The 23,806-nt window shown below is 72.9% G+C and carries 23 protein-coding genes; 9 read left to right on the forward strand and 14 right to left on the reverse strand.

Annotated elements, in window-relative coordinates; all coding sequences use genetic code 11:
• Positions 1-19: 19 nt before the first annotated feature.
• Positions 20-1,198, reverse strand: a complete 1,179-nt coding sequence (locus ACZ3TI_RS18520) for an aminotransferase class V-fold PLP-dependent enzyme (protein ID WP_465727290.1) — start codon at positions 1,196-1,198, stop codon at positions 20-22.
• Between the two features lie 95 nt (positions 1,199-1,293).
• Between ACZ3TI_RS18520 and ACZ3TI_RS18525 the strand changes: the two genes are divergently transcribed.
• From ACZ3TI_RS18525 to ACZ3TI_RS18535, 3 genes are all read left to right on the forward strand, one after another.
• Complete coding sequence (locus ACZ3TI_RS18525) at positions 1,294-3,384, forward strand: S9 family peptidase (RefSeq protein WP_465727292.1); 2,091 nt, start codon at positions 1,294-1,296, stop codon at positions 3,382-3,384.
• A 90-nt stretch (positions 3,385-3,474) separates the two neighbouring features.
• On the forward strand, positions 3,475-3,852 hold the full coding sequence (locus ACZ3TI_RS18530; RefSeq protein WP_465727294.1) for a YrdB family protein: 378 nt from the start codon (positions 3,475-3,477) through the stop codon (positions 3,850-3,852).
• A 175-nt stretch (positions 3,853-4,027) separates the two neighbouring features.
• Entirely contained in the window at positions 4,028-6,400 is a 2,373-nt protein-coding gene (locus tag ACZ3TI_RS18535) for an immune inhibitor A domain-containing protein (protein WP_465727296.1), read from the forward strand.
• A gap of 77 nt (positions 6,401-6,477) precedes the next feature.
• On the opposite strand, the gene ACZ3TI_RS18540 is transcribed toward ACZ3TI_RS18535, so the two are convergent.
• Together ACZ3TI_RS18540 and ACZ3TI_RS18545 are read right to left on the reverse strand one after the other, a co-directional pair.
• Positions 6,478-6,642 (reverse strand): hypothetical protein, encoded by a 165-nt coding sequence (locus tag ACZ3TI_RS18540; protein WP_465727314.1) that lies wholly within the window; start codon positions 6,640-6,642, stop codon positions 6,478-6,480.
• Positions 6,621-6,905, reverse strand: coding sequence for an MFS transporter (locus ACZ3TI_RS18545; RefSeq protein ID WP_465727316.1), 285 nt, complete (start codon positions 6,903-6,905; stop codon positions 6,621-6,623). Before ACZ3TI_RS18545 ends, ACZ3TI_RS18540 begins: the two co-directional genes overlap by 22 nt.
• A gap of 139 nt (positions 6,906-7,044) precedes the next feature.
• Between ACZ3TI_RS18545 and soxR the strand changes: the two genes are divergently transcribed.
• The gene (gene soxR / locus ACZ3TI_RS18550) at positions 7,045-7,500 is read left to right on the forward strand and encodes a redox-sensitive transcriptional activator SoxR (protein WP_465727318.1); all 456 of its coding nucleotides are present in this window, start codon (positions 7,045-7,047) and stop codon (positions 7,498-7,500) included.
• Positions 7,501-7,559: 59 nt separating this feature from the next.
• Here the strand turns inward: soxR and ACZ3TI_RS18555 are convergent, their stop codons facing one another.
• Genes ACZ3TI_RS18555 through ACZ3TI_RS18575 form a run of 5 tightly spaced genes read right to left on the reverse strand, consistent with a single transcriptional unit; the run spans position 7,560 to position 13,275 of the window.
• A complete protein-coding gene (locus ACZ3TI_RS18555) occupies positions 7,560-8,570 on the reverse strand; it encodes an ABC transporter ATP-binding protein (protein ID WP_465727320.1) in 1,011 nt (336 codons plus the stop codon).
• Entirely contained in the window at positions 8,570-9,568 is a 999-nt protein-coding gene (locus tag ACZ3TI_RS18560; protein WP_465727322.1) for an ABC transporter ATP-binding protein, read from the reverse strand. Before ACZ3TI_RS18560 ends, ACZ3TI_RS18555 begins: the two co-directional genes overlap by 1 nt.
• The gene (locus ACZ3TI_RS18565; protein ID WP_465727324.1) at positions 9,568-10,554 is read right to left on the reverse strand and encodes an ABC transporter permease; all 987 of its coding nucleotides are present in this window, start codon (positions 10,552-10,554) and stop codon (positions 9,568-9,570) included. The genes ACZ3TI_RS18560 and ACZ3TI_RS18565 overlap by 1 nt, the downstream gene beginning before the upstream one ends.
• Positions 10,551-11,513: an ABC transporter permease gene (locus ACZ3TI_RS18570; protein WP_465727326.1), complete on the reverse strand. Its 963-nt coding sequence runs from the start codon at positions 11,511-11,513 to the stop codon at positions 10,551-10,553. The genes ACZ3TI_RS18565 and ACZ3TI_RS18570 overlap by 4 nt, the downstream gene beginning before the upstream one ends.
• A gap of 13 nt (positions 11,514-11,526) precedes the next feature.
• Positions 11,527-13,275 (reverse strand): ABC transporter substrate-binding protein, encoded by a 1,749-nt coding sequence (locus tag ACZ3TI_RS18575; protein WP_465727328.1) that lies wholly within the window; start codon positions 13,273-13,275, stop codon positions 11,527-11,529.
• A 176-nt stretch (positions 13,276-13,451) separates the two neighbouring features.
• Here ACZ3TI_RS18575 and ACZ3TI_RS18580 point away from each other — a divergent pair, with 176 nt between their 5' ends.
• Complete coding sequence (locus ACZ3TI_RS18580) at positions 13,452-14,903, forward strand: aminopeptidase P family protein (RefSeq protein ID WP_465727330.1); 1,452 nt, start codon at positions 13,452-13,454, stop codon at positions 14,901-14,903.
• A gap of 154 nt (positions 14,904-15,057) precedes the next feature.
• Here ACZ3TI_RS18580 and ACZ3TI_RS18585 read toward each other — a convergent pair whose 3' ends face one another.
• The 3 genes from ACZ3TI_RS18585 to ACZ3TI_RS18595 all read right to left on the reverse strand — a co-directional run bounded on the left by ACZ3TI_RS18585 (position 15,058) and on the right by ACZ3TI_RS18595 (position 18,039).
• The gene (locus ACZ3TI_RS18585; protein ID WP_465727332.1) at positions 15,058-16,080 is read right to left on the reverse strand and encodes a nitronate monooxygenase; all 1,023 of its coding nucleotides are present in this window, start codon (positions 16,078-16,080) and stop codon (positions 15,058-15,060) included.
• Between the two features lie 124 nt (positions 16,081-16,204).
• Positions 16,205-16,831 carry a response regulator gene (locus ACZ3TI_RS18590; RefSeq protein ID WP_465727334.1) on the reverse strand — a complete coding sequence of 209 codons (627 nt, stop codon included), beginning with the start codon at positions 16,829-16,831 and terminating at the stop codon, positions 16,205-16,207.
• Positions 16,828-18,039: a sensor histidine kinase gene (locus ACZ3TI_RS18595; protein ID WP_465727336.1), complete on the reverse strand. Its 1,212-nt coding sequence runs from the start codon at positions 18,037-18,039 to the stop codon at positions 16,828-16,830. The genes ACZ3TI_RS18590 and ACZ3TI_RS18595 overlap by 4 nt, the downstream gene beginning before the upstream one ends.
• Before the next feature lie 179 nt (positions 18,040-18,218).
• Between ACZ3TI_RS18595 and ACZ3TI_RS18600 the strand changes: the two genes are divergently transcribed.
• Both ACZ3TI_RS18600 and ACZ3TI_RS18605 read left to right on the forward strand, forming a co-directional pair.
• Positions 18,219-19,295 carry an ABC transporter permease gene (locus ACZ3TI_RS18600; RefSeq protein ID WP_465727338.1) on the forward strand — a complete coding sequence of 359 codons (1,077 nt, stop codon included), beginning with the start codon at positions 18,219-18,221 and terminating at the stop codon, positions 19,293-19,295.
• The gene (locus ACZ3TI_RS18605) at positions 19,292-19,975 is read left to right on the forward strand and encodes an ABC transporter ATP-binding protein (protein ID WP_465727340.1); all 684 of its coding nucleotides are present in this window, start codon (positions 19,292-19,294) and stop codon (positions 19,973-19,975) included. Before ACZ3TI_RS18600 ends, ACZ3TI_RS18605 begins: the two co-directional genes overlap by 4 nt.
• A 118-nt stretch (positions 19,976-20,093) precedes the next feature.
• Here ACZ3TI_RS18605 and ACZ3TI_RS18610 read toward each other — a convergent pair whose 3' ends face one another.
• The 3 genes from ACZ3TI_RS18610 to ACZ3TI_RS18620 form a co-directional block, all read right to left on the reverse strand.
• Entirely contained in the window at positions 20,094-20,690 is a 597-nt protein-coding gene (locus ACZ3TI_RS18610; protein ID WP_465727342.1) for a Uma2 family endonuclease, read from the reverse strand.
• 101 nt (positions 20,691-20,791) lie between these two features.
• A complete protein-coding gene (locus ACZ3TI_RS18615; protein ID WP_465727344.1) occupies positions 20,792-21,502 on the reverse strand; it encodes a GntR family transcriptional regulator in 711 nt (236 codons plus the stop codon).
• Positions 21,503-21,689: 187 nt separating this feature from the next.
• On the reverse strand, positions 21,690-22,580 hold the full coding sequence (locus ACZ3TI_RS18620; protein WP_465727346.1) for an NAD(P)-dependent oxidoreductase: 891 nt from the start codon (positions 22,578-22,580) through the stop codon (positions 21,690-21,692).
• Between the two features lie 171 nt (positions 22,581-22,751).
• Here ACZ3TI_RS18620 and ACZ3TI_RS18625 point away from each other — a divergent pair, with 171 nt between their 5' ends.
• Both ACZ3TI_RS18625 and ACZ3TI_RS18630 read left to right on the forward strand, forming a co-directional pair.
• Positions 22,752-23,339, forward strand: coding sequence for a TetR/AcrR family transcriptional regulator (locus ACZ3TI_RS18625; RefSeq protein WP_465727452.1), 588 nt, complete (start codon positions 22,752-22,754; stop codon positions 23,337-23,339).
• Positions 23,340-23,474: 135 nt separating this feature from the next.
• Positions 23,475-23,789 carry a hypothetical protein gene (locus ACZ3TI_RS18630; RefSeq protein WP_465727348.1) on the forward strand — a complete coding sequence of 105 codons (315 nt, stop codon included), beginning with the start codon at positions 23,475-23,477 and terminating at the stop codon, positions 23,787-23,789.
• Positions 23,790-23,806: the final 17 nt, after the last annotated feature.

Here is a 23,806-nt window from a genome sequence, read left to right on the forward strand (position 1 = left end):
GGATCCGGGGTGACCCACTTCAGGAGTTCCGCTTCAGCAGTCCCGCCAGCCCGTCCGCCAGCCGCTCGTACTCGCCCGGCCGGTTGTACAGCTGGGCGCTGATCCGCAGCACCCCGCCGCCCGCCCAGGGGCGGACGGCGATCCGGGTGCGCAGCCGTTGCCACACCTCGGCCATCAGCGCCTTCGCCTGCGGCTCGGTCTCGCCGTGGCCGGCCGGCAGCCGGACGGTGCGCATCCAGACCCCGGGCGTCGCGGGCAGCGGCCGCAGGCCCGCCCGCTCGGCCAGCACCCGCCCGCCGTACGCGGCGAGCGCGGTGTTGTGGTCGGCCACCGCCGCCAGGCCGAGTGTGCGCAGCAGCTCGAAGCCGGCCGGGGCGGCCAGCCAGGGCGTGTAGTCGCAGGTGCCGCGCCATTCGACGTTGCCCGGGAAGCCCTTGTCGTGCTCCCAGGACAGCGCCAGCGGACGGATCCGGCCGGTCCACTCGGGGCGGACGGCGAGGACGCCGGTGGCGCGCGGGGCGAAGGCCCACTTGTGCAGGTTGCCGAACCAGAAGTCCGCGTTCGGGTCCGCCGGGGCGGACAGCATGCCGGGCGCGTGGGCGCCGTCCACGACGGTGGTCACGCCGCGGGCGCGCAGTTCGGCGAGCAGGGCCGGGCCGGCCACCAGCCGGGCGGTGGGCGAGGTGAGCTGGTCCAGGACGGCGACGGTCGTACGGGCGTCCACGGCGGCAAGCACGGCCGCGCGGACGGCGTGCTCGTCCGGCGCGTCCAGCGGGACCGGTGCCACGACCACCTCGGCACCGGTCTCGGCGGCCTTGCGGGCGACGGCCTGGGTGACCGCGCCGTAGCCGTGGTCGGTGACCAGGACCCGTTCGCCGGGGGCGAGCGGGAGGCTGTCCAGGGCGATCGCGACCGCCTCGGTGACGTTGGCGACCAGGGCGAGCCGGTCCGGGTCGGTGCCCAGCTCGGCGGCGAGCACGGCGCGGGCGGCGGCGATCCGGGCCGGGAGGTCGGCGAAGAAGCCGTCCGGGTCGAGCTCGTGCTCGGTCCGCAGCCGCTCCTGCGCGCGCTGCACAGGGACCGGCACGGCGCCGTACGACCCGTGGTTCAGGTGCGCCGCGTCCGCCGACACGCTGAACAGTCCGTCGGCGGCGGGCAGCGGAGCCGGGGGCTCGGCGGTCCACAGGTCCTCGATCACGGTTTCCTCCGCTCGCACGACACCACGCGTGGTGTGTGACATTTCACATGGCAGACTACTGGTCGGGGCACGCACCGCGCGACCACGATCGGGCCGTGACCATCACCGACGCCTTCCTTGCCCTCAGCGCCCGTACCGGCCGGTTCAGCTACGGCGCGCCGCGCGCGTACACCCTCGCCGAGGACGGTACCCGGCTGCTGCTGCTCCGCTCGACCGGTCCCGAGGACCCGGTCGACCGCCTCCACCTGCTCGACACCGCCACCGGCGAGGAGCGGACGGTCGCCGACCCGGCCGCGCTGCTGCCCGGCCGCACCGGCCGCCGCGACGACCTGCCCGCCGTCGAGCGCCGGCTGCGCGAGCGCACCCGGCTGGTCGCCGCCGGGATCGGCACGTACGCGGCCACCGCCGACCTCGCGGTCGCCGTCTTCACCCTCGACGGCAGGCTGTTCCGCACCGACACCGCCACCGCCAGCAGCGACGAACTCCCCGTCGCCGGGCCCGCGTTCGACCCCCGGCCGGACGCCACCGGCCAGCGCGTCGCCTACGTCGCCGACGACGCCCTGTACGTCACCCCCGGCCTCGAACCGCTCTCCCCCGCCGACGGCGCCCGCTGGGGCGTCGCCGAGTTCGCCGCCGCCGAGGAGCTCGGCCGCGCCCGGGGCCACTGGTGGCGCCCGGACGGCGGCGCGCTGCTGGCGGCCCGGGTGGACGAATCCGCCCTCCCCCGGCGCTACTTCGCCGACCCGGCCCGCCCAGCCGAAGCACCCGAGGACTTCGCCTACCCGCAGGCCGGCGGCCCCAACGCCGACGTCCAGCTCTGGGTCCTCGGCCTCGACGGCGGGCGGGTGCGACTGCGCTGGGACGCCGACGCGTTCCCCTACCTCTGCGCCGCCTCCTGGGCCTCCGACCACGAGGTGCTGCTCACCGTCGCCGACCGGCTGCAGCAGAACGTCCTGCTGCTCGGCGCCGACCCGGCCACCGGCGAGACCCGCGAACTCTCGCGCACCACCGACGAGTTCTGGGTCGACGACCTGCCCGGCACTCCCGACCGGCTGCCCGACGGGCGGCTGCTCACCGTCCACGACGCCCCCCAGGCCCGTGGCCTCGCCCTGGACGGCAAGCCGCTCGACACCACCGGACTGCAGATCCGCCGGGTGGTCGGACGGCTGCGCGGCCGGCTGCTCTGCGAGACCGGCCGGGGCGACCCGGCCGACCAGTACGTCCACCTGGTCGACCCGGACGGCGGCGCCCCCGAGCTGCTCACCGCCGAGCCCGGCATGCACTCCGCCCTCGCCGCCGCCGACACCCTGCTGCTCACCTCGGCCTCCCCCAACGGGATCCGCCGCCGGGTCCTGCGCGAGGGCCCGTACGACGCCGCGCTCGGCACCGGCGGGCTGCCGATCACCGACCTGAGCGCCGCGCTGCCGTACCGGGTCAGCCCGCAGCTCGCCCGGGTCACCGAACGCGACCTGCCGACCGCCGTGGTGTACCCGCGCGACCACGTTCCCGGCCGCCGACTGCCCGTCCTGCTGGACGTCTACGGCGGGCCCGGCTACCAGGCCGTGGCCGCCGAGCCGCGCCGCTGGCAGCTCCGCCAATGGTGGGCCGACCAGGGCTTCGCCGTGATCACCACCGACAACCGCGGCACCCCGTTCGTCTCCCCGGACTTCACCCGGGCGATCTTCCGCCGCTTCTCGCAGGCCGCCCTGGACGACCAGGTCGACGCCCTGCACGCGCTCGCCGCACACCACCCGGACCTCGACCTCACCCGGGTCGGCGTGCGCGGCTGGTCGTACGGCGGCTACTTCGCGGCGCTCGCCGTGCTGCGCCGCCCGGACGTCTTCCACGCCGCCTGCGCGGGCGCCCCGCCCACCGACTTCCGGCAGTACGACACCGCGTACACCGAGCGCTACCTCGGCCTGCCGCAGGACAACCCCGAGGGCTACGCCGACGACTGCCTGCTCACCGACGCGCCCGGCCTGACCAGGCCGCTGCTGCTGATCCACGGGCTGGCCGACGACAACGTGCACCCCTCGCACACCCTGCTGCTCTCCCAGGCGCTCAACCGGGCCGGGCGCCCGCACGCGGTGCTGCCCCTGCCGGGTGTCACCCACATGACCCCTGACGGGATGAACGAGCAGCTCACCCAGGCCGAACTCGCTTTCATGCGAGCCTCCCTGGGCTGATCCGTTGTGCTCCCCGGGCCGGGCTGCGACACTCCCCGCGTGATCGCCGCCCGGCCCGGACGGCGGCAACGAACGGGGAGAACCGACGAGATGAGGATCGAAAGACCCGGCCCGGTCTCGCAGCGGCAGTGGACCCCACTGACCGTGGTCAACGGCGGGCTCGCCTTCGCCCTCGAACTGGGGCTGCTGGCGGCGCTCTGCTACTGGGGCTTCAAGACCGGCTCCGGCACGCTCACCCGGATCCTGCTCGGGCTCGGCACACCCGCGCTGGCGGCCACCGCCTGGGGCCTGTTCCTGGCCGCCGGCGGGCCGAGGTTCCGGCTGCCGCTGACCGCCGAGATCGTGCTCAAGCTCGTGGTCCTGGGGACGGGCGCGCTGGCCCTGCGCGCGGCGGGCCGACCGACCCTGGGGACGGTCTTCGGCGTGCTCGCCGTGGTCAGCGTGGCCGTGGAGTACACCGCGAACTGACGAGCCGTCCACCCGAGGGCGTCGCACACTCCGTGCGGCGCCCTTTCCGCTGCTCCGACCTCTTCCACGTGACCCGTGACATGTGAAATATTACCTGCGCTTCACAACCCGTACGACCTGTGCTCCGAAGCACCCGCGCCCGAAGCACCCCCATCCCCCGGAAAGGACCGGTCAGTTGCGCAGACTGTCCGCGGCCCTCGCAGCCGCGCTCACCACGAGCGCGATAGCGGCCACCCTGCTGGGCACCCCCGCCCAGGCCGCTCCCCCAGCACCGCTCACCGTCACCGCCGCCGAGGCCGCCGACCCCGCCCAGCAGGGCGCCGAGGCCCCGCCCGCACCGCTCGTGCCCCAGGAGCGCGAGCGCCAGGCGCTCCGCAGCAAGGCCCTGGAGCAGCTCAACAAGGGCACCGTCGCCAAGAGCGCCGACAAGCGGGCCCCGGCGAAGGTGCGGATCGGCAACGACTACGTCCAACTCGCGCACCAGCGCACGGACAAGGTCTTCGTGATCCTCGCCCAGTTCGGCGACGAGGTCGACAACTCGACCCAGTGGAACGGCCAGCCGCGCTACGGCGGCACCCCCGGCCCGCACCACAACCAGATCCCCAAGCCGGGCAAGGACGACAACCACACCCTGTGGTCGCCGGACTTCGACCGCGCGTACTACCAGAAGATGTTCTTCGACGACACGCCCGGCGCCGTGTCGATGCGCAACTACTACCGCACCCAGTCCTCCGGCCGGTACGACGTCGAGGGCACCGTCAGCGACTGGGTCACCGTCCCGTACAACGAGGCCCGCTACGGCAGCAACAAGGGCCCGCAGGGCTCCGGCGCCTGGACCCAGGCCCAGGAGTTCGTCCGGGACGCCGTCAAGGCCTGGTACGACGGCGAGGTCGCCAAGGGCCGCTCCGTCGCCGACATCAAGGCGCAGCTCGCGCAGTACGACGTCTACGACCGCTACGACCACGACAAGGACGGCGAGTTCAACCAGCCCGACGGCTACCTGGACAACGTCGTCGTGGTTCACGCCGGCGTGGACGAGACCTGGGGCGGCGGCGCCCAGGGCGCCGACGCGCTGTGGGCGCACCGCAGTTGGGCCTTCCCGGACGCGACCGGGCGGACCGGGCCGGAGGGCGACAAGATCGGCGGCGCCCCGGTCGGCGACACCGGCCTCTACGTCTACGACTACGTCCAGGGCGGCGAGAACAGCGGCGTCGGCCTGTTCGCCCACGAGTACGGCCACAACCTCGGCCTGCCCGACCTGTACAGCACCAGCGGTGGCGACAACAGCGTCAACTTCTGGTCGCTGATGTCCTCCGGCTCGTACCTGGGCAAGGGCCCCAACACCACCGGCGGCTACCCGGGCGACCTCGACGCCTGGAGCAAGCTGCAGTTCGGCTGGCTCAACTACGACGAGGCGCAGGCCGCCACCCGCTCCAGCCACGCCCTCGGGGTGAGCAGCTACAACACCGACCAGGCGCAGGCCGTCCTGGTGCACCTGCCGGACGGCACCACCAGCACCGACCTCGCCGACCCCTACGAGGGCGGCAAGCAGTGGTGGAGCGACACCGGTGACAACCTCGACAACTCCCTCTCCCGGGACGTCGACTTGCGCACTGCCGCCGGACCGGCCGCGCTGGACGCCGCGGTCTGGTACGACGTCGAGCAGGACTACGACTTCCTGACCGTCGAGGCCTCCACCGACCAGGGCAAGCACTGGACCGCCCTGGGCGGCACCGTGGACGGCGCGCCGATCGGCAACACCAACGCCAACACCCCTGGCCTGACCGGCACTTCCGGCACCTACCGGAAGCTGCACATCCCGCTGGACGGCTACCTCGGGCAGCAGCTCCGACTGCGCTTCCACGCCACCTCGGACGGCAACACCCACGGCAAGGGCGTGCTGGTGGACGCCGTCCGGGCCACCGCCGGCGGCACCGAGCTGTTCGCCGACGGCGCGGAGAACGGGGCCGGCGGCTGGACCGCGGGCGGCTTCACCGTCATCACCGGCCGCGCCGCCGTCAAGCAGCACCCGCGCGCCTACCTCGCCGAGAACCGCCGCTACACCGGCTACGGGGCGTTCCTGAAGACCGGCCCGTACAACTTCGGCTACAGCGGCGTCACGGGCAAGGCCAACGTGGTCGACAACTACCCGTACCAGGAGGGCGTCCTGCTCTGGCTGTGGGACACCTCGTACGGCGACAACAACACCAAGGACCACCCCGGCGGCGGGCTGATCCTGCCGATCGACGCACACCCGGCGCCGATCCGCTTCGCCGACGGAACGCTGGTCAACGGGCGGGCGCAGACCTTCGACGCCACCTTCTCGCTCAAGCCGACCACGGCGTTCACCCTGCACAAGGGCGGGGTCGCGGTGCGGATCCCGGCCGAGCCGGCCGTCCCGGTGTTCAACGACCACACCGGGGTGTACGCCGACCCGGCCACGCCGCAGCTGACGGTGAAGGTGCCGGACACCGACACGAAGATCGAGGTCGTCCGGGAGTCCCAGGGCGGGCGGATCACCACCGTCCGGGTGGGCCCGGCTTCCTGAGCCGGTCGTGAGGAGGCCCCGGATCCCCCCGACGAAAAGGGATCCGGGGCCTCGTTCCGGGGCCTCGTTCCGGGGCCTCACCGCCCGAGGCGGCGGGCGGTGGGCGCGGCCGTGGCCACGCCGAGCACGGTGATCGCGGCGATCCCGAAGGTCATGTACCGGGCCGAGTCGACCGGGCTGTCCGCGCCCGGGTTGACCAGGGTGCCGGCCAGCGCCGAGGTCAGAGGGTGCCGACGCCCCACATCGCGGAGACCAGCCCGACCGCCCTGGTCCACAGCCGCTCCGGCAGCGCGCTGCGGATGACGGCGTAGCCGAGCCCGGCGACCAGCCCGCCGCCGAGGCCCTGCACCACCCGGCCGAGGATCAGCGCCGCCATCGACGGGCCGAGCGCGTTCAGTACCGCGCCCGCGCCGAAGACCAGGAAGCCCAGGACGTAGGCAGCGCGACCCCGCCCGCGAGGATCGAGGCGGCGGCCGTGTAACGGCGGGAGAAGAGTTCGCGCCACCCGCCGGAGGCCCCCTCGGACGGCGACTCCGCTGGGTAACTGTCCAGCTGGGCAACGGTCGTGTCGCTCTTCGCGGCAAGTGATCCGGTCATGTCGGGTACCGTAGGACTTCAAGAGAACTTGAAGTCAAGGAGCCGCCATGACCACCGCACCGGTCGATCTGCTGAGCGTCGGCGAGGTGGCCCGGCGGGCCGGGATCGCCACCTCGGCGGTGCGCTTCTACGAGGAGCAGGGGCTGATCTCCTCCGAGCGGTCGGCCGGCAACCAGCGCCGCTACCGGCGGCACGTGCTGCGCCGGATCTCGCTCATCCTGGTCGCCAAGCGGCTCGGCATCCCGCTCAGCGAGGTCGCCGAGGTGTTCACCGGCCTCCCGGAGGACCGGATGCCCGGCAAGCACGACTGGGAGCGGATCTCCCTCCGCTGGGCCGAGCAGCTGCGCGCCCGCCGGCTCGAACTGGAGCGGCTGGAGAACGAGCTGACCGGCTGCATCGGCTGCGGCTGCGTGTCGCTGCGCCGCTGCCGGGTGCTCAACCCCGGCGACGAACTGGCCGCCGAGGGGCCCGGACCCCGCCGGCTGCTGCCGCAGGAGGAGTGATGGAACCCGGTCGGACGCGGCCCTCGTAAGGTTCCCCGCCGCGCCCGACCGGGGGTCTCTCAGCTTCCCGGGACCTCCGGGAAGTGGCAGGCCGCCTGCCGGGTGCCCGGTCCGGCGATCCGCAGCAGCGGCCGTTCCGTCCGGCACAGGTCCTGCGCCTTGGGGCAGCGCGGGTGGAAGGTGCACCCGGGCGGCGGGTCGGCCGGGCTGGGCGGGTCGCCGAGCAGCACGATCCGCTCCCTGGTCCGCTCCGCCTCCGGGTCCGGCAGCGGTACGGCGGACAGCAGCGCCCGGGTGTACGGGTGCGCGGGGCTGCCGTACACCTCGGCCTTGTCGCCGATCTCGACGATCCGGCCCAGGTACATCACCGCGACCCGGTCGCAGACCCGCTTGACCACCGAGAGGTCGTGCGCGATGAACACGTACGCCAGCCCCAGCTCCTGCTGGAGCCGCTCCATCAGGTTGACCACCTGGGCCTGGATGGACACGTCCAGCGCGGAGACCGGCTCGTCGGCGATCACCAGCCGCGGCGAGGTGGCCAGCGAGCGGGCGATGCCGATGCGCTGCGCCTGGCCGCCGGAGAACTCGTGCGGGTAGCGGTCCAGGTGCTCGGGGATCAGCCCGACCAGCTCCATCAGCTCTGCGGCCCGCTTGCGCGCGGCCGCGGCGCTCTCGCCCTGGACGAGCAGCGGCTCGGAGATGATCCGGGACACCGTCTGCCGGGGGTTGAGCGAGGAGTACGGGTCCTGGAAGACCATCTGCAGGTCCCGCCGGTGCGGGCGCAGCCGGGCCTGGGAGAGTCCGCCGATCTCAGTGCCGTCGAAGGTGACGGTGCCCGAGGTCGGGTCGAGCAGCCGGACGATCATCCGGCCGGTGGTGGACTTGCCGCAGCCGGACTCGCCGACCAGGCCGAGCGTCTCCCCCGCGCCGACGTCGAAGCTGACCCCGTCGACGGCCCGGGTCGGCGCACCGGGCCGCCCGGTGCGGCTGCGCCGACCGGCGAAGGTCTTCACCAAGTCCCGTACGGACAGTAGTGGTTCGGTCAGTGGTTCGGTCAGCGGTTCGGACATCACAGCACCCCTTCCGGCACCAGCGGCAGGTGGCAGGCGGCCTGGTGGCCGGGGGCGAGCGGGCCGAGCACGGGGCGCTCGGCCAGGCAGCGGGCGTGCTCCTCGGCGGACGCGGCGGTGGTGCGGGCGCAGCGCGGGGCGAAGGAGCAGCCGGGGGCGGGGGCGATCAGCGACGGCGGGCTGCCGGGGATGGCCCGCAGCGGGGCGTCGTCGGTGTCGTCCAGGCGCGGCAGCGAGTCCAGCAGGCCGCGGGTGTACGGGTGCGCGGGTTGCGCGAACAGCCGGTCCACCGGGGCTTGTTCGGCCGCCCGGCCGCCGTACATGACCAGCACCTCGTGGGCGACCCGGGCGACCACGCCGAGGTCGTGGGTGATCATCACGACGCCGAGGCCGCGCTCCTGCTGGATCCGGGCGATCAGGTCGAGGATCTGCGCCTGGACGGTGACGTCGAGGGCCGTGGTGGGCTCGTCGGCGATCAGCAGGTCGGGCTCGCAGGCGAGCGCCATGGCGATCATGACGCGCTGGCGCATGCCGCCGGAGAACTGGTGCGGGTACTCGTCGACCCGGCGGGCCGGCTCGGGGATGCCGACCTCGGCCAGCATCTCCACCGCGCGGGCCCGGCCCGCCTTGCGGTTGGCCTTGAAGTGCACCCGGTAGTGCTCGGCGATCTGCTCGCCGACGGTGTAGAAGGGGTGCAGGCTGGACAGCGGGTCCTGGAAGATCATCGCGGCCCGGCGGCCCCGGACGGCGCCCAGCTCCTTCTCCCCGAGCCCGTTCAACTCCTGCCCCTGCAGCCGGATCGAGCCGGTGACGGCGGCGCCGCGGTGCAGTCCCATGACGGCGAGCGAGGTGACGGACTTGCCGCTGCCGGACTCGCCGACCAGGCCGAGGGTGCGCCCGGCCTCGACGCTGAAGGAGATGCCGTCCACGGCCCGGACGGTGCCGCGGGGGGTGTCGAAGGCGACCTTGAGGTCCTCGACCTCCAGCAACCTGGTCATCAGTACCTCACTCTCGGGTCGACGAACGCGTAGAGCAGGTCGACCAGCAGGTTCGCCGCGACGATGAAGAAGGCCGCGAGCAGGGTGACGCCGAGGATGACGGGCTGGTCGGAGCGGCCCAGGCCGTCGTAGAACAGCCGGCCGACGCCGGGCAGGCCGAAGATGGACTCGGTGATGACGGCGCCGGCCAGCAGGCCGCCGAGGTCCATGCCGAAGATGGTGAGGATCGGCGTCATCCCGGAGCGCAGCCCGTGCTTGACGGTGACCGTCCGCGGCGGCAGGCCCTTGGCCCGGGCGGTGCGGATGTACGGCTCGGACATCGCCTCGATCATCGAGTTGCGGCTCTGCCGGGCGTACATGGCCGCGTACAGCAGGGCCAGGGCGGTCCACGGCAGCAGCAGGTTGGAGGCCCACTCGAAGGGGTTCTCGGTGAACTGGTGGTAGGCGGGGTAGGGCAGCAGCCCGGCCGTCCTGACGACGCCCCAGATCAGCATGATCGAGGTGAAGTAGACCGGCAGCGAGGCGGTGCCGACCGACAGCACCATCAGCGTCCGGTCGATCGGCTTGCCCTTGCGCAGCGCCGAGGTGACGCCCGCGCCGAGGCCGAGGACCAGCCAGAGCACGGCCGAGCCGAGGGCGAGCGAGACGGAGACCGGCAGCCGGTCGGTCAGCAGGTCCCACACCGGCAGCCCGTACTCGTAGGAGTAGCCGAGACAGGGGAAGCCGCAGTGCACGGCGCTGGGGCCGGCGCCGTAGTCACGGCCGGAGAAGATGCCGCCGAGGTAGGCGAGGAACTGGTCCCAGACCGGCCTGTCCAGGCCCATCGCCGCCTTGACGTCGGCGAGCCGCTCGGGGCTGCAGGTCTTGCCGCAGGCGGCCGCGGCGGGGTCGTTGGGCAGCAGGTAGAAGATGGTGAAGGTGATGGCGCAGATGGCGAGCAGGATGCCCGCCACGCCGAGCAGTCGGCGGCCGAGGTAGAGGATCACGACCGGCCTCCCCGGGGGTCGAGGATGTCGCGCAGCGCGTCCCCGAGCAGGGTGAACGCGAGCACGGCGAGGAACAGGAAGGCGGTCGGGATCAGGAAGTACGTCGGGTCGGTCTCGTAGTACTTGATGCTCTCGGCGATCATCTGCCCCCAGGAGGAGGTCGGCGGCCGCACGCCCACGCCGAGGTAGCTGAGCGCGGCCTCGGTGGCGATCATGCCGGGGATGAGCAGCGTGGTGTAGGCGATGATCGGGCCGGAGACGTTCGGCAGGATCTCCCGGGTGAGGATCCGCCAGGAGCGGGCGCCGCCGACCTTGGCGGCCTCGACGTACTCGCGGTGCTTGAGCGACAGGGTCTGGCCGCGGACCACGCGGGCGATGCCGGGCCAGGTGAACATCCCGATCACCAGGGTGATCAGCAGGATCCGGTTGACGTCCTGGGCCACCGACATCATCGCGATCATGAAGATCAGCGAGGGGAAGGACATCGTGAGGTCCATCAGCCGGGACAGCAGCGTGTCGGTGCGGCCGCCGAAGTAGCCGGCCGCGATGCCGGCCAGGGTGCCGGTGACCACGACGACGGCGGTCGCGGTGAAGGCGATCAGCAGGGAGACCTGCCCGCCGTGCAGCACCCGGGCGAACAGGTCGCGTCCGGTGATCGGCTCGACGCCCAGCCAGTGCCGGGAGCTGATGCCGCCGAAGTCGCCCCGGGGCGTGCCGCCCAGGTACGGGTCGACGGCGCGCTTGTCGAACTCCTCGGGGGTCCAGCCGCCGAGCGAGCTCAGCGGTCCGGCCAGGGCGGCGGCCAGGACCAGCACGCCGACCGTGACCAGCCCGAACCGGGCCGAGCCCTTGGCCCACAGCTGGTCCCAGACCAGCCGCCACGGCCCGCGCCCGGCGCCCTTCTTGGCGCCCGCCGGCGTGGACTCGGCCACGGCGGCGGGCTCAGTGGAGGTACTCATCGCTGCCAGTTCCTCACTTGCCCTTGGCGGGGTCCTTGAGGCCGACCACGGCGAGGTCGATCATGCCGGCGTAGCCGGAGTTGCCGAACGCGCCGGCCACGTTGGTGCCCACCAGCAGGGGGCGGCGCTGCCACATCAGCGGGACGGCCGGGGCCTTCTTCATCAGGTCCTCGTCCAGCTGCTGCCAGGCCTTGTTGGCCTCGCCGACGTCCGTCATGGCCGCGATCTGGTCCATCCGGTCCATCGTGGCCTGGTCGCGGAACTGGCTGAGGTTGCCCTGGTTGCCCTTCTCCTTGATGGTCCGTCCGTCGAACAGGAACGGGAAGAAAGTCGCGGCGGACGGGTAGTCCGGGCACCAGCCGTTGATGGTCAGCTCGGGAGCGTTCTTGGTGTCGCCCAGGGTGTCGGTGAAGGCGGACGGGTCCACGGTGTTGACGGTGACCTGGACCCCGACCTTGGACAGCGACTGCTGGATCGCCTCGGCGCGGGTCTTGTCGCCGAGCGAGACGGTGAGCGCGACCTTGAGATCGGTCTTGCCGGCCGCCTTCAGCAGCTCCTTGGCCTTCTCCGGGTCACCGGACGCCGGGATCTTCAGCGGGTCGGCCTTGACGCCGTTGGTCAGCGACGGCGGCAGGAAGGAGGTCGCCACGTCGGTCACCGCGGGGCCGCCGAAGGCCGTCACCTGGGCCTCGCGGTCGACCGCCCACATCATCGCCTCGCGCACCTTCGGATCGTCGAAGGGCGCCTTGGCGGTGTTCAGGTACAGCATGTCCGTACAGCCGGTGCGCTCGGCCGCCATGCGGGCCCTGACGTCCGCCTTGGGCATCACCTTGGCGACGGTCTCGTGCTGCATCCAGGGCATGTTGATGGCGTTGGCGTCGGCGCCGTCGCTGGCGATGATCCGGTCGTCGGCCTGGCCGCCCTTGATGCCCTGGGTGACCACGACCTTGTCCGGGTAGGCCTTGCGGACGGTGTCGGTGGCCTGGTCCCAGTTGGTGTTGCGGACCAGCACCAGCTGCTTGCCGCGGTCGTAGGTCTCGATCTTGTACGGACCGGAGGAGAACGGCCGGGAGTCGTACTGGGTGCCCTTCTCCTGGGACTGCGGCACCGGGGAGAAGGTCGGCAGGGTGACGGTGTCCGAGAACTCGGCGACCGGGCGCTTCAGGTGGAAGACGATCGTCCGGTCGTCCGGGGTCTCGATGCTCGCCAGGTGCTCGCCGGTCAGCGGGCCCTTGTAGCCCTCGCCGCCCGCCAGGTACTGGATCGCGTAGTCGGGGCCGCCGGTGAGGTCCGGCGAGAAGGACCGCTCGACGTTGTACTTGATGTCGGCGGACTTGATCGGGCTGCCGTCCTCGTACTTGAGACCGTCCTTCAGGGTGAAGGTCCACACCTTGCCGCCCTCGGAGGACTTGCCCAGGTCGGTGGCGAGGTCCGGGACGATCTCGCTGCCCGCGGCGCCCGGCTCGGCCTTGAAGGTGGTCAGGGTGCGGTAGAGCAGCCGGGTCCCGAAGTCCATGTGCGGGACGGTCCAGTTGCGGGCCGGGTCGAGGTGGGCGAAGTCCTGGTTGGTCAGGACGGTGAGGGTGCCCCCCTTGGCCGGGGTCCCGCCGATGATCGAGCCGCTCTCCGCGCCCGGGCCCTTGGTGTCGGACGCGGCCGCGTCGCCGCCACCGTCGCTCTTGTCGTTCGTGCAGGCCCCGAGGCCGAGGGTGAGGGTCGCCGCGAGGGCCGCCGCGAGGGCGGCGTGGGTGCGCCTGGTCATGTTGCAACTCCGCTGTGGGGGGCCGGGTCTGGCCGCTCCGCCGTGTGACCCGTAACATAGTAATGTGAAATTGCACTACACAAGAGGTGGCGCCGCCCGTTACCGAGCTGTGTCCGTGCCCGCCCACGCTGGTGCCCCCGCCGCGCATCTTCCCAGCCCCGCCTAGGAGTTCACCGGTGACCCTCCCCCCGACCGGCCTCAACACCGGCAGCCACGACCTCCCCGTCACCCCCGCCCTCGCCGCCTTCATGGGCACCCGCTGGGCCGCCACCCCGCTCCCCGCCGACCGGCGCGTCCCCGGCCACGACCGCTTCCCCGGCCGCCGCGCCCGCCTCTCCGCCGCCTTCCCCGGCGAACGGCTGGTCGTCCCGGCCGGCCGGCTCAAGGTCCGCTGCAACGACCTCGACTACCGCTTCCGCCCGCACAGCGCGTACGTCTGGCTCACCGGACTCACCGGCGAGGACCAGGCCGACCACGTCCTCGTCCTCGAACCGGCCGGTCCCGGACTCCACGAGCCGATCCTCTACCTGCGCCCCCGATCCCCGCGCGACGGCGGCGAGTTCTACCGCGACCGCCGCTACGGCGAGTTCTGGGTCGGCTCCCGGCCCGACCTCGCCGAAGCCGCCCGACTCACCGGGGTCCGCACCGAACACCTCGACGACCTCGGCAAACTGCTCTCCGGCCCCCAGCCGCCCACCCGGGTACTGGCCGGCACCGACCCGCTGGTCGACGAGGCCACCGGGCGGCCCGTCGCCACCGTCGAGGACGGCGAACTGGCCGCCGTACTCTCCGAGTTGCGCCTGATCAAGGACGAGTGGGAGATCGGGCAGCTGCAACTCGCCGTCGACCACACCGTCGCCGGCTTCGAGGACGTCGTCCGCGCCCTGCCCACCGCCCTGCGCCACCACCGCGGCGAACGCTGGATCGAAGGCGTCTTCGACCTGCGCGCCCGCGCCGAGGGCAACGGCACCGCCTACACCACCATCGCCGCCTCCGGCGCCCACGCCTGCGTCCTGCACTGGATCCGCAACGACGGCGCCCTCGACCCGAACTCCCTGCTCCTGCTGGACGCGGGCGTCGAAACCGACACCCTCTACGCCGCCGACATCACCCGCACCCTCCCGCTCAGCGGTACCTTCACCCCCGTCCAGCGCCAGGCCTACGAACTCGTCCTCGCCGCCCAGAGCGCCGGCATCGCCGCCCTGCGCCCCGGCGCCCGCTTCCGCGACTTCCACCGCGCGGCCATGCGGGTCATCGCCGAAGGCCTCGCCGACTGGGGCGTCCTGCGCATCCCCGCCGAACAGGCCCTCGCCGAGGACAACGGCCTCTACCGCCGCTACACCCTCTGCGGCAGCGGCCACATGCTCGGCCTCGACTACCACGACTGCGCCAAGTCCCGCGCCGACCGCTACCTCGACGGCGTCCTCGAGGAGGGCATGGTCCTCACCGTCGAACCCGGCCTCTACCTCCAACCCGACGACGAAACCCTCCCCGTGGAACTCCGCGGCCTCGGCATCCGCATCGAGGACGACCTGGTCATCACCGAAGACGGCGCCCACCTGATGTCCGGCGCCCTCCCCAGGACGGCCCGGGACGTCGAGTCCTGGATGGCCACCCTGCTGGAGTGACGACGCCGTCCGGAGCGGACGGTCAGGCCACCTTGATCGTCCGCTCGCCCTGGCGCACGCTGACCTCGACCTCGCCGCCGATCGCGGCGGCGTACGCCCGTTCAATCCACCCCTGCGGAGGACGACATTCCCCACCCGGCGCGCGCCGGGCGCACTACCCCTGCGCGGCCCGCCACAGGTCGACGACGATCTCCTCCGCCGGGCCGGACCTTGCCAGCCGGTGGGCGGTGCCGGCCCAGAGGTGCATGGCGGTGGGGTCGGCGCGGCGGGTGGCGGCGGCGCGCAGCGGGGCGGTGAGGTGGTGGACCTCGGGGTAGGCGGGCGGGGCGTACGGGCCGTGGCGGTCGATGAAGGCGTTGCGCAGGCCACGGGCGGGGCGGCCGGTGAAGGCGCGGGTGACGGTCGTCTCCGGGAGCGCGGCGAGCGCCGCCCGGTGCGCGGCCGAGGCGCCGGACTCGTCGGCCCGCAGCAGGGCCGTCCCCAGCTGCACCGCGACCGCGCCGGCCCGCAGCGCCGCCGCGATCGCCGCACCGTCGCCGAGTCCGCCGGCGGCGATCAGCGGCAGCGCCGTCACCTCCCGTACGGCGGGCAGGAGTCGGAGCAGCGGCACCTCCCCCGGCTGGTCCGTGACCCGGTGGGTGCCCCGGTGTCCGCCCGCCTCCGGGCCCTGCACGCACAGCGCGTCCATGCCGACCGCCTCCGCCGCCCGGGCCTCCGCCGGCGTGGTGACGGTGCCGACCTGCACGGTCCCGACCGCCCGCAGCGCGGCCGCCTCCTCGGCGGTCGGCAGCCCGAAGGTGTACGAGACCACCGGCACCGGATCCGCGAGCAGCGCGGCGAGCTTGGCCTCCCAGTCGTCCCGGTCCGGCCCGATCTCCTCCGGCAGCTCCACCCCCCACCGCTCGGCCTCGGGCCGCAGCCGCTCCCGGTAGGCGGCAACGGCCGCCCGGTCCCCGGGGGGCGCCGGGACGAAGAGGTTCACCCCGAACGGCCGGTCGCTCGACTTCCGTACCAGCGCGACCTGTTCGGCCATCGCCGCCGCGCTCCGGTACCCCGCCGCGAGGAACCCCAGCCCGCCGGCCCGGTTCACCGCGGCCACCAGCTCCGGCGTCGATGCCCCGCCGGCCATCGGCGCACCGATCACCGGTACGGCAAGCTCGTCGAGACGCACGGCCATCGGGGCACTCCTCACGCAGCACTGCGGGTACGGGCCGCCCCCACCCTATGCTCGCCCACCCGACTCCCGCCCGCCCCACCGGACCAAGCCCCCGACCGGCCCCGACCGACCGTGGCGCCCGCCCCTACCGGATCAGCCCCCGCCCCCGCGCCTCCCGCACCGCCGCCGTGCGCGAGTCGACCCCCAGCTTGGTGTAGATGTGCACCAGGTGGGATTTCACCGTGGCCTGGCTCAGGTGCAGCCGCTGGCTGATCTGCTGGTTGGTCAGCCCGTCGGCGACCAGCCCCAGCACCTCGGTCTCCCGCGCGCTGAGTGCCGCCGCAGGCGTCCGCATCCGTTCCAGCAGCCGGTCGGCGACGCTGGGCGCCAGCGCGCTGCGCCCCGCCGCGGCCGCCCGTACGGCCTGGGCCAGTTCCTCCGGCGGCGCGTCCTTCAGCAGGTACCCGGTGGCGCCCGCCTCCAGGGCGGGCAGCGTGTCGGCGTCGGTGTCGTACGTGGTGACGACCAGGACCCGCGGCGCGCCCGTCCGGGCGGTGATGGCGGCCGTGGCCTGGGCGCCGTTCATCGCCGAGCCGGGCCCGAACTGCAGGTCCATCAGCACCACGTCGACGTCCGCCTCGGCCGCGAGCTCGACGGCCCGCTCGGCGGTCGCCGCCTCCGCGACGATCGCGAAGTCCGGCTCGCTCTCGAGCACCGCCCGCAGCCCGGCCCGCACCACCGGGTGGTCGTCGGCGATCAGCAGCCGGATCACGACCCGCCCTCCGAACCCGGTCCGACCGGCAACTGCACCGCCACCGCCGTGCCCTCCCCCGGCGTCGACTCCACCGTGAAGGTGCCGCCGAGGGCCCGTGCCCGGGCCCGCATCGAGGGCAGCCCGAACCCGCCGTCCCCGCCGGTGCGGCCCGCGACCGCCGCCGGGTCGAACCCGGCCCCGTCGTCGAACACGTCGAGCGCCACCTCGCCCTCCATGTAGCTGAGTGTCACCTCCGCCCGCGAGGCCTTCGCGTGCCGGACGGTGTTGCCGAGCGCCGACTGCGCGATCCGCAGCAGCGCGATCTCCTGCGCGGCCGGCAGCCGTACCGGGTCGCCGGAGACGTGCAGGTGGACGGGCAGCGTACTGTGCGCCGTCGTCGTCGCGCAGAGCCGTTCCAGGGCGACCGGCAGCGGGTCGCCGTCCAGCGCGGGCGGGGCGAGCGCGCGGACGAAGCGCCGGGCCTCGTCCAGGTTGTCCTGGGCGGCCTGCCGCGCCTGCTCGACGTACCCGGCGGCGGCGTCGGTGCGCTCGGGCAGGGCCCGCTGGGCCGCCCGCAGGAGCAGCTGGATGGAGCTGAGGCTCTGCGCGAGGGTGTCGTGGATCTCCCGGGCGAGGCGCTCGCGTTCGGCCAGCACCCCGGCGGTGTGGTGGGCGGCGGCGAGGTCGGCGCGGGCGGCGGTGAGTTCGTCGATCAGCCGGCGCCGCTCCTCGCTCTCCCGGTAGAGCGCCTGGTAGCCGAGCACGGTGGCGGTGGCGACGGCCGCGCCGAGGGCGGGCCCGATCGAGGCGGCGAGGCTGAAGCTGTGCTGGTGCCAGGACCAGGCGGCGATCGCCGCGGCCGCGGTGAGCCCGACGGCCACCGGCCCGCCGCGCCGCCCGAGCAGGTGCAGTTCCAGGAAGTACAGCGGGAACGCCAGCCAGACCCCGTCCTGGGTGGTGATCAGCACGCCCGCCCAGGTGACGCCGAGCAGTGCCAGCCAGAGCGCGGCCGCCCGGCGCGAGCGGCGGACGGAGGCCAGCTGCGGCCCGACCGCGTAGACGGCGCCCATCGCGGTGGCCGCGGCGGCGACGGCCGCCGGGTCGGCGCCGTGATCGGCGAAGGCGGCCCGCGCGACGGCGAGCGCGAGCAGGCCCGCCACGAGCAGGTGCAGGCAGACCTGGAGGACGCGGGCGACGGGGGTGGTTCTGGATCGTTCGGTCGCCATCCGTCCAGCCTAAGTTCCGCTGGCCGGCCCCGGCATCAATCAAAAGGTTGAACTCGGCTTCTGCCCTTTGATGCCCAGGATGCAATCCCCGGCTCGATGCCTCGGGGCCCTGCGATCCAGGACGGTGGGAGCGTCGGACATCACCTGTCCGGCACTCACCTGTGCAGAGGAAGGCCACCGTGTTCGTCGCCTGGAGGGACCTGAGGTTCGCCAAGGGGCGGTTCGCCCTGATGGGGACCGTCATCGTGCTGATCACCGTGCTGGTCGGCCTGTTGTCCGGGCTGACCGCCGGGCTCGGTCGGCAGAACATCTCCGCGATCACCGGCCTGCCCGCCGACCACCTGGTCTTCGGCAAGCCGGCCGACGGGCAGAAGCTCTCCTTCACCGACTCCCAGGTCACCCCCGAGCAGTGGCAGGCCTGGGCCCGCGAGCCCGGCGTCACCTCCGCCCAGCCGCTCGGCATCACCACCACCAAGGCCGCGGCCGACCGGCGCACCGCCGCGCTCTCCGCCTTCGGCGTCCCGGACGGCTCCGGGCTGGCCCCGCAGGGCACCCGGATCGCCCCCGGCCAGGCGGTGCTGTCCAAGACCGCCGCCGAGAACCTGGGCGGGCTCACCCCCGGCGCCGACTTCACCCTCGCCGGGCACCCGCTGCGGGTCGCGGCCGTCGACGGCGACGCCGCGTACAGCCACACCCCGGTGATCTGGACCAGCCTCACCGACTGGCAGCGGTTCGCCCCCGGCGGCACCGGCCACGCCACCGTCATCGCGCTCACCACGACGGAGGACGCCGACCTCGCCGCCGCCGACGCCCGCCTCGGCACCGAGAACCGCACCCGCGACGACGCCCTCGCCGCGATCGGCTCCTACACCTCGGAGAACGGCTCCCTCCAGCTGATGCGCGGCTTCCTGTTCGCCATCTCGGCGCTGGTGATCGGCGCGTTCTTCACCGTCTGGACGATCCAGCGCAGCGGCGACATCGCCGTCCTCAAGGCCCTCGGCGCCTCCACCCGCTACCTGCTGCGCGACGCGCTCGGCCAGGCCGTCCTGCTGCTGGTGCTCGGTACGGCCGTCGGCACCGCGATCGCATCCGGCTTCGGCGCGCTGATCGGCTCCGCCGTGCCGTTCGTCCTGGACGCCCCGACCGTCCTGCTGCCCGCCGCCGTCATGATCGCCCTCGGCGCGGTCGGCGCGGCCCTGTCCATCCGCCGGATCACCTCCGTCGACCCGCTGACCGCCCTGGGGAGCGCCCGATGAGTTTGGCCCTCGACCGCATCACCCTCACCTACCCGGACGGCGACGGCCGGCTCACCGCACTCGACGACGTCTCGCTGACCGTCCCCAAGGGCACCATCACCGCCGTCGTCGGCCCGTCCGGCTCCGGCAAGTCCAGTCTGCTGGCGGTGGCAGCCACCCTGATCACCCCGGACTCCGGTCAGGTCGTCATCGACGGTGCCGACACCGCGGGCCTCAGCCGGGCGGACCTCACCGCGCTGCGCCGCACCAGGATCGGCATCGTCTTCCAGCAGGCCAACCTGCTGCCCTCGCTCACCGCCGCCGAACAACTCCAGGTGATGGCCCACCTCGACGGCCGCTCCCCCCGCGAAGCCCTCCCCCGAGCCCTGGACCTCCTGGACGCCGTCGGCCTGCGCGACCAGGCCGCCCGCCGCCCGCACCAGCTCTCCGGCGGCCAGCGCCAGCGGGTCAACATCGCGCGCGCCCTGATGAACGACCCCACGGTGCTGCTGGTCGACGAGCCGACCAGCGCCCTCGACCACGAACGCGGCGCCGCCGTCCTCGACTTGATCACCGAGCTCACCCACCGCCGCGCGACGGCCACCGTCCTGGTCACCCACGACCGCACCCACCTCACGGCCGTCGACCAGATCGCCGAGGTCCACGACGGCAAGCTGACCCTGCCGACGGCAGCGCTCTAGGAAAAAACAAGCCGTCCACGCTCAGGAACACCGACGTCCCGGGCAGGTCGAACGACTGCCCGGGAAACCGCTCGACGAGCGACTCGGCCATGTGGCGCGCTGCTCCGTGCGGGAACCGCTACTTCTTGACGATCAGCACATCGTCCACCGAGAGCGTCACGGCGGCCCCGATCGACTCCGGCAAGGTGAACGACTGCCCCGGGTGGTGGACGGCGTGCACCCGGTATTCGCCGTCTCGCGGCTCGGTCAGAATCATGACCTTCAGATTCTTGCGGTCGACGATGAGGTAAACAGGCACTCCCGCACCGGCATACAGCGCCGGCTTGACTTTCAGGTCGGTCAGATGGCTCGACGACGTCACCTCGACCACAAGCCTGAAGATCGCCGGGTCGAAGTTGTTCGACTCGATCTCGTGGTCGGCATAGTCGGCGTCGACGATCGACATGTCCGGGATGGCGTAGTCCCATGGACCGTCAGGCAGCCAGAGGCCGATCCCCTGAAGCACTCGAGTGGTCTTACCGTGGAGACCTGCCACGATGAACGGAACGCTCATGGTGGTAAGGGAGTCACTGTGCTGGCCGTCTGCAGCCGGCGTCACCGTGATCTGTCCTCCGAGGATCTCGACCCGGTGCCCCACGAGCTGCTTGGAGATCAGCTCTGCAGTTTCGAGCAGCGTCATCTGCTCGAATGGCTCTTCCACTGCTGCGGCGGACATGGATTTCCTCCTGACTGCCGATGTCGAGACCATCATCGTAGAGCCCGGGCGTCCTCCGACGACCGATCCTCAACCTTCACCCGCACGGGCGGTTTGGCCTCCTACCGGGCCCGCAGGCGCAGGGCGGGGCGCTCCGGTTCCGCCGTCTCGTCCTGGCCGGCCCAAAGGGAGCGGACGTGGCTGAGGTGCCGTGTCATGCAGGCCTCCGCCGCTTCGGCGTTGCCGGAGATCATCAGGTCGAGCAGCTCCAGGTGCTCCTCCGCCGAGGAGACCAGCTCGCCGCGCTCGTCCAGCCGGTTGAGCCCGTAGAGGCGCGACCGCTTGCGCAGGTCGCCGACGACGTCCACCAGGCGTGCGTTGCCGGCCAGGCCCAGCAGGTCGAGGTGGAACTGCCGGTCGGCCTCCAGGTAGCCGATCAGGTCGTGCTTGCGCGCGGCGGCGACGATCGCCTCCGCCTGCGGGCGCAGCCGCTCCAGCTGCTCCTTGGTCGCGGTCCGCGCGACCTGGCCGACGGTCGGGACCTCGATCAGGGCGCGGATCTCGGTGTAGTCGTCGAGGTCGCGCTCGGTGAGCTCGGTGACCCGGAAGCCCTTGTTGCGGACGGCTTCGACCAGGCCCTCGCGGGCGAGGTCGAGCATGGCCTCGCGGACGGGGGTGGCGGAGACGCCGAAGTCGGCGGCGAGGGCGGGGGCCGAGTAGACGACGCCGGGGCGCAGTTCGCCGGAGATCAGGGCCGCCCGGAGCGCGTGGGCGACCTGGTCGCGAAGCCGCTCCTGGACGGAGATCAGGGTGCGGGGTTTGAGGTCGGCCATGGTGTTCCTCCGGGTGGGTGCAGAACACCAGCGTACAATGTCACGTTACGTTGAGTGTGCAACATTCCGTGATTCAAATACCCCGCCAGGCGCCGAAAGCCATGGTGGCAGCGGCCGTCGGCCGTGACAACGGCCGACGGCACACGATCTGCCACCGCGGGCGGGGCTACGCCGCGCGGAGACGGGGCTACGCCGTGCGGAACTGCCCGACCAGCGTGGTCAGGCTCGCCGCTCCGTTCCCGGCCTCGACACCCCGCCGGAACGCCTCCGCCAGGACGGCCGGCAGCGCGCCGTCCACCCCGGAGGCCTCCGCGGTGTGCCGGACGTGTTCGATACCGGCGAGCCCCATCGCCAGCCGGTCGACGTCCCCGTCGTGGTTGCCGGCCGCGATCCGCGGCGCGTAGAACGCCTGGAAGCCGGGCAGCGAGGCGGCCGTCGAGCTCAGGTAGGGCAGGAACTCCTCGGCGGAGATGCCGTTGGCCTCGGCGATCGCCGTGGCGTGCAGGTAGCCGACCAGGGAGGTCCAGAACAGGTCCATCTGGATCTGGTAGTACAGCTGCGCCAGCCCGGGGTCGTCACCCCGGTAGTCGGCGCCGGTGAGCACCTCCAGGGCGGCGCGGTGTCGCCGGAACAACTCCACCGGCCCGCTGTAGAAGGTGGACGACTCGGGGCTGCCGATGCCGGACGGCGGGCTCTGCACCCCGCCGGTCAGGTGCCCGGCGCCGCGTTCGGCGAGCCAGCGGGCGGCTTCGCGGGCCCGCTCGGGGGTGTCCGAGCTGAGGTTGACGACGACCTTCCCCTCCAGCTGTGCCTCGACCGACTCCAGCACCGCGAAGACCGCGTCATAGTCGGTGAGGCTGAGCACCACCAGTTCGTTCGCCGCCACCGCCACCTCCGCGTTCGGCGCCAACTCCGCGCCCCGGCCGACCAGTTCACCCGCCCGCTCGGCGGTACGGTTCCACACCGTGACGGCGTACCCGGCGTCCAGGAACGCCCCGGCCATGGCCCGCCCCATCGGGCCGAGCCCGATCACCGTCACCGAACGCTTCGACTGCCCCTGCTCGTGCTCGACGGACATGCGTTTTCCCTCCCTGAAACGAACGCTCTACCCAGAGCGCCGGAGTCGACGCTAGCACAGCCCTAGAACGAACGCTCTATTCATTTCATCCGCTAGGATCGCACCGTGAAGACCCCCAAGTCACCCGCGTCGCCCGCGTCGGCCACGTCGCCAGAGTCGCCCGAGAAGACCGTGACGCCCGAGAAGACCGCCACCGTCGGCACCCGCGAGCGGATCGTCCGGGCCACCTCCCGACTGCTGCAGCGCCAGGGGTACGAGGGCACCGGGATCAAGCAGATCTCCCGCGAGGCCGAGGCCACCCTCGGCTCCGTCTACCACTTCTTCCCGGGCGGGAAGCAGGAGTTGGCCGCCGAGGCGATCCGGCACGGGGACGAGGAGTTCGCCGTCATGCTGCGCGCCGGGCTGGGCTCCTCGGCGGACCCGGCCGAGGCGATCGCCACCTGCACCCGGATGCTCGCGCGTGAGCTGCGCGCCTCCGACTGGCAGGACGGCTGCCCGATCAGCAGCACCGCGCTGGAGACGGTCGGGCGAGCGCCGGTGATCGAGCAGGCCGTGGCCGCGGCCTTCACCAACTGGCGGGCCATCGTGGTGGAGCACCTGCTCGCCGCGGGCATCGGCGCGGAGGACGCCCGCGAGCTGGCCGGCACGGTCATCAGCACGCTCGAGGGCGCCGAACTCGCCGCCCAGATCGCCCGCAGCGAGGAGCCCCTGCTGGTCACCGGCAAGCACCTGGCCCGCCTGCTCGCGACCTACCGCTGACCACCGCCTGCCGCACCCGCAACCGCGAACGCGACCGCGCCCGGAAACACGAAGAAGCCGGCCCGGCGGGGGATCCCTTCCCACCGGGCCGGCTCCAGCTCGACAACTCCCGACCAGCGCCAGGAGCAACGGGACGTGGGCCTCGAAATCGCGCTGTACGACAGCGGCCGGACCACCGGCCCGCTGCACCTCTCGGTCGACCACGGCGACGCCCTCGCCGAGGCCCTGGCCGAGCACGCCCGCCCGCCCGACCAGCGACTCGGCCGGATCGACCCGTACGACGACACCTACCTCAACGAGCAGGACTCGGCCGCCGCCTTCGAGGAAGCCACCGCCCTGCTCGCCCGCTGCACCACCGAGGCACAGCGGGCAGCCGTCCGGGACATGCGCAACATGCTCGCCAACTGCGCCGCCATGCCCGGCAGTTGGCTCTGCTTCAGCGGCGACTGAGACGCCGGGGGCCACCG

The organism is Kitasatospora sp. NPDC023120, from assembly GCF_055560835.1.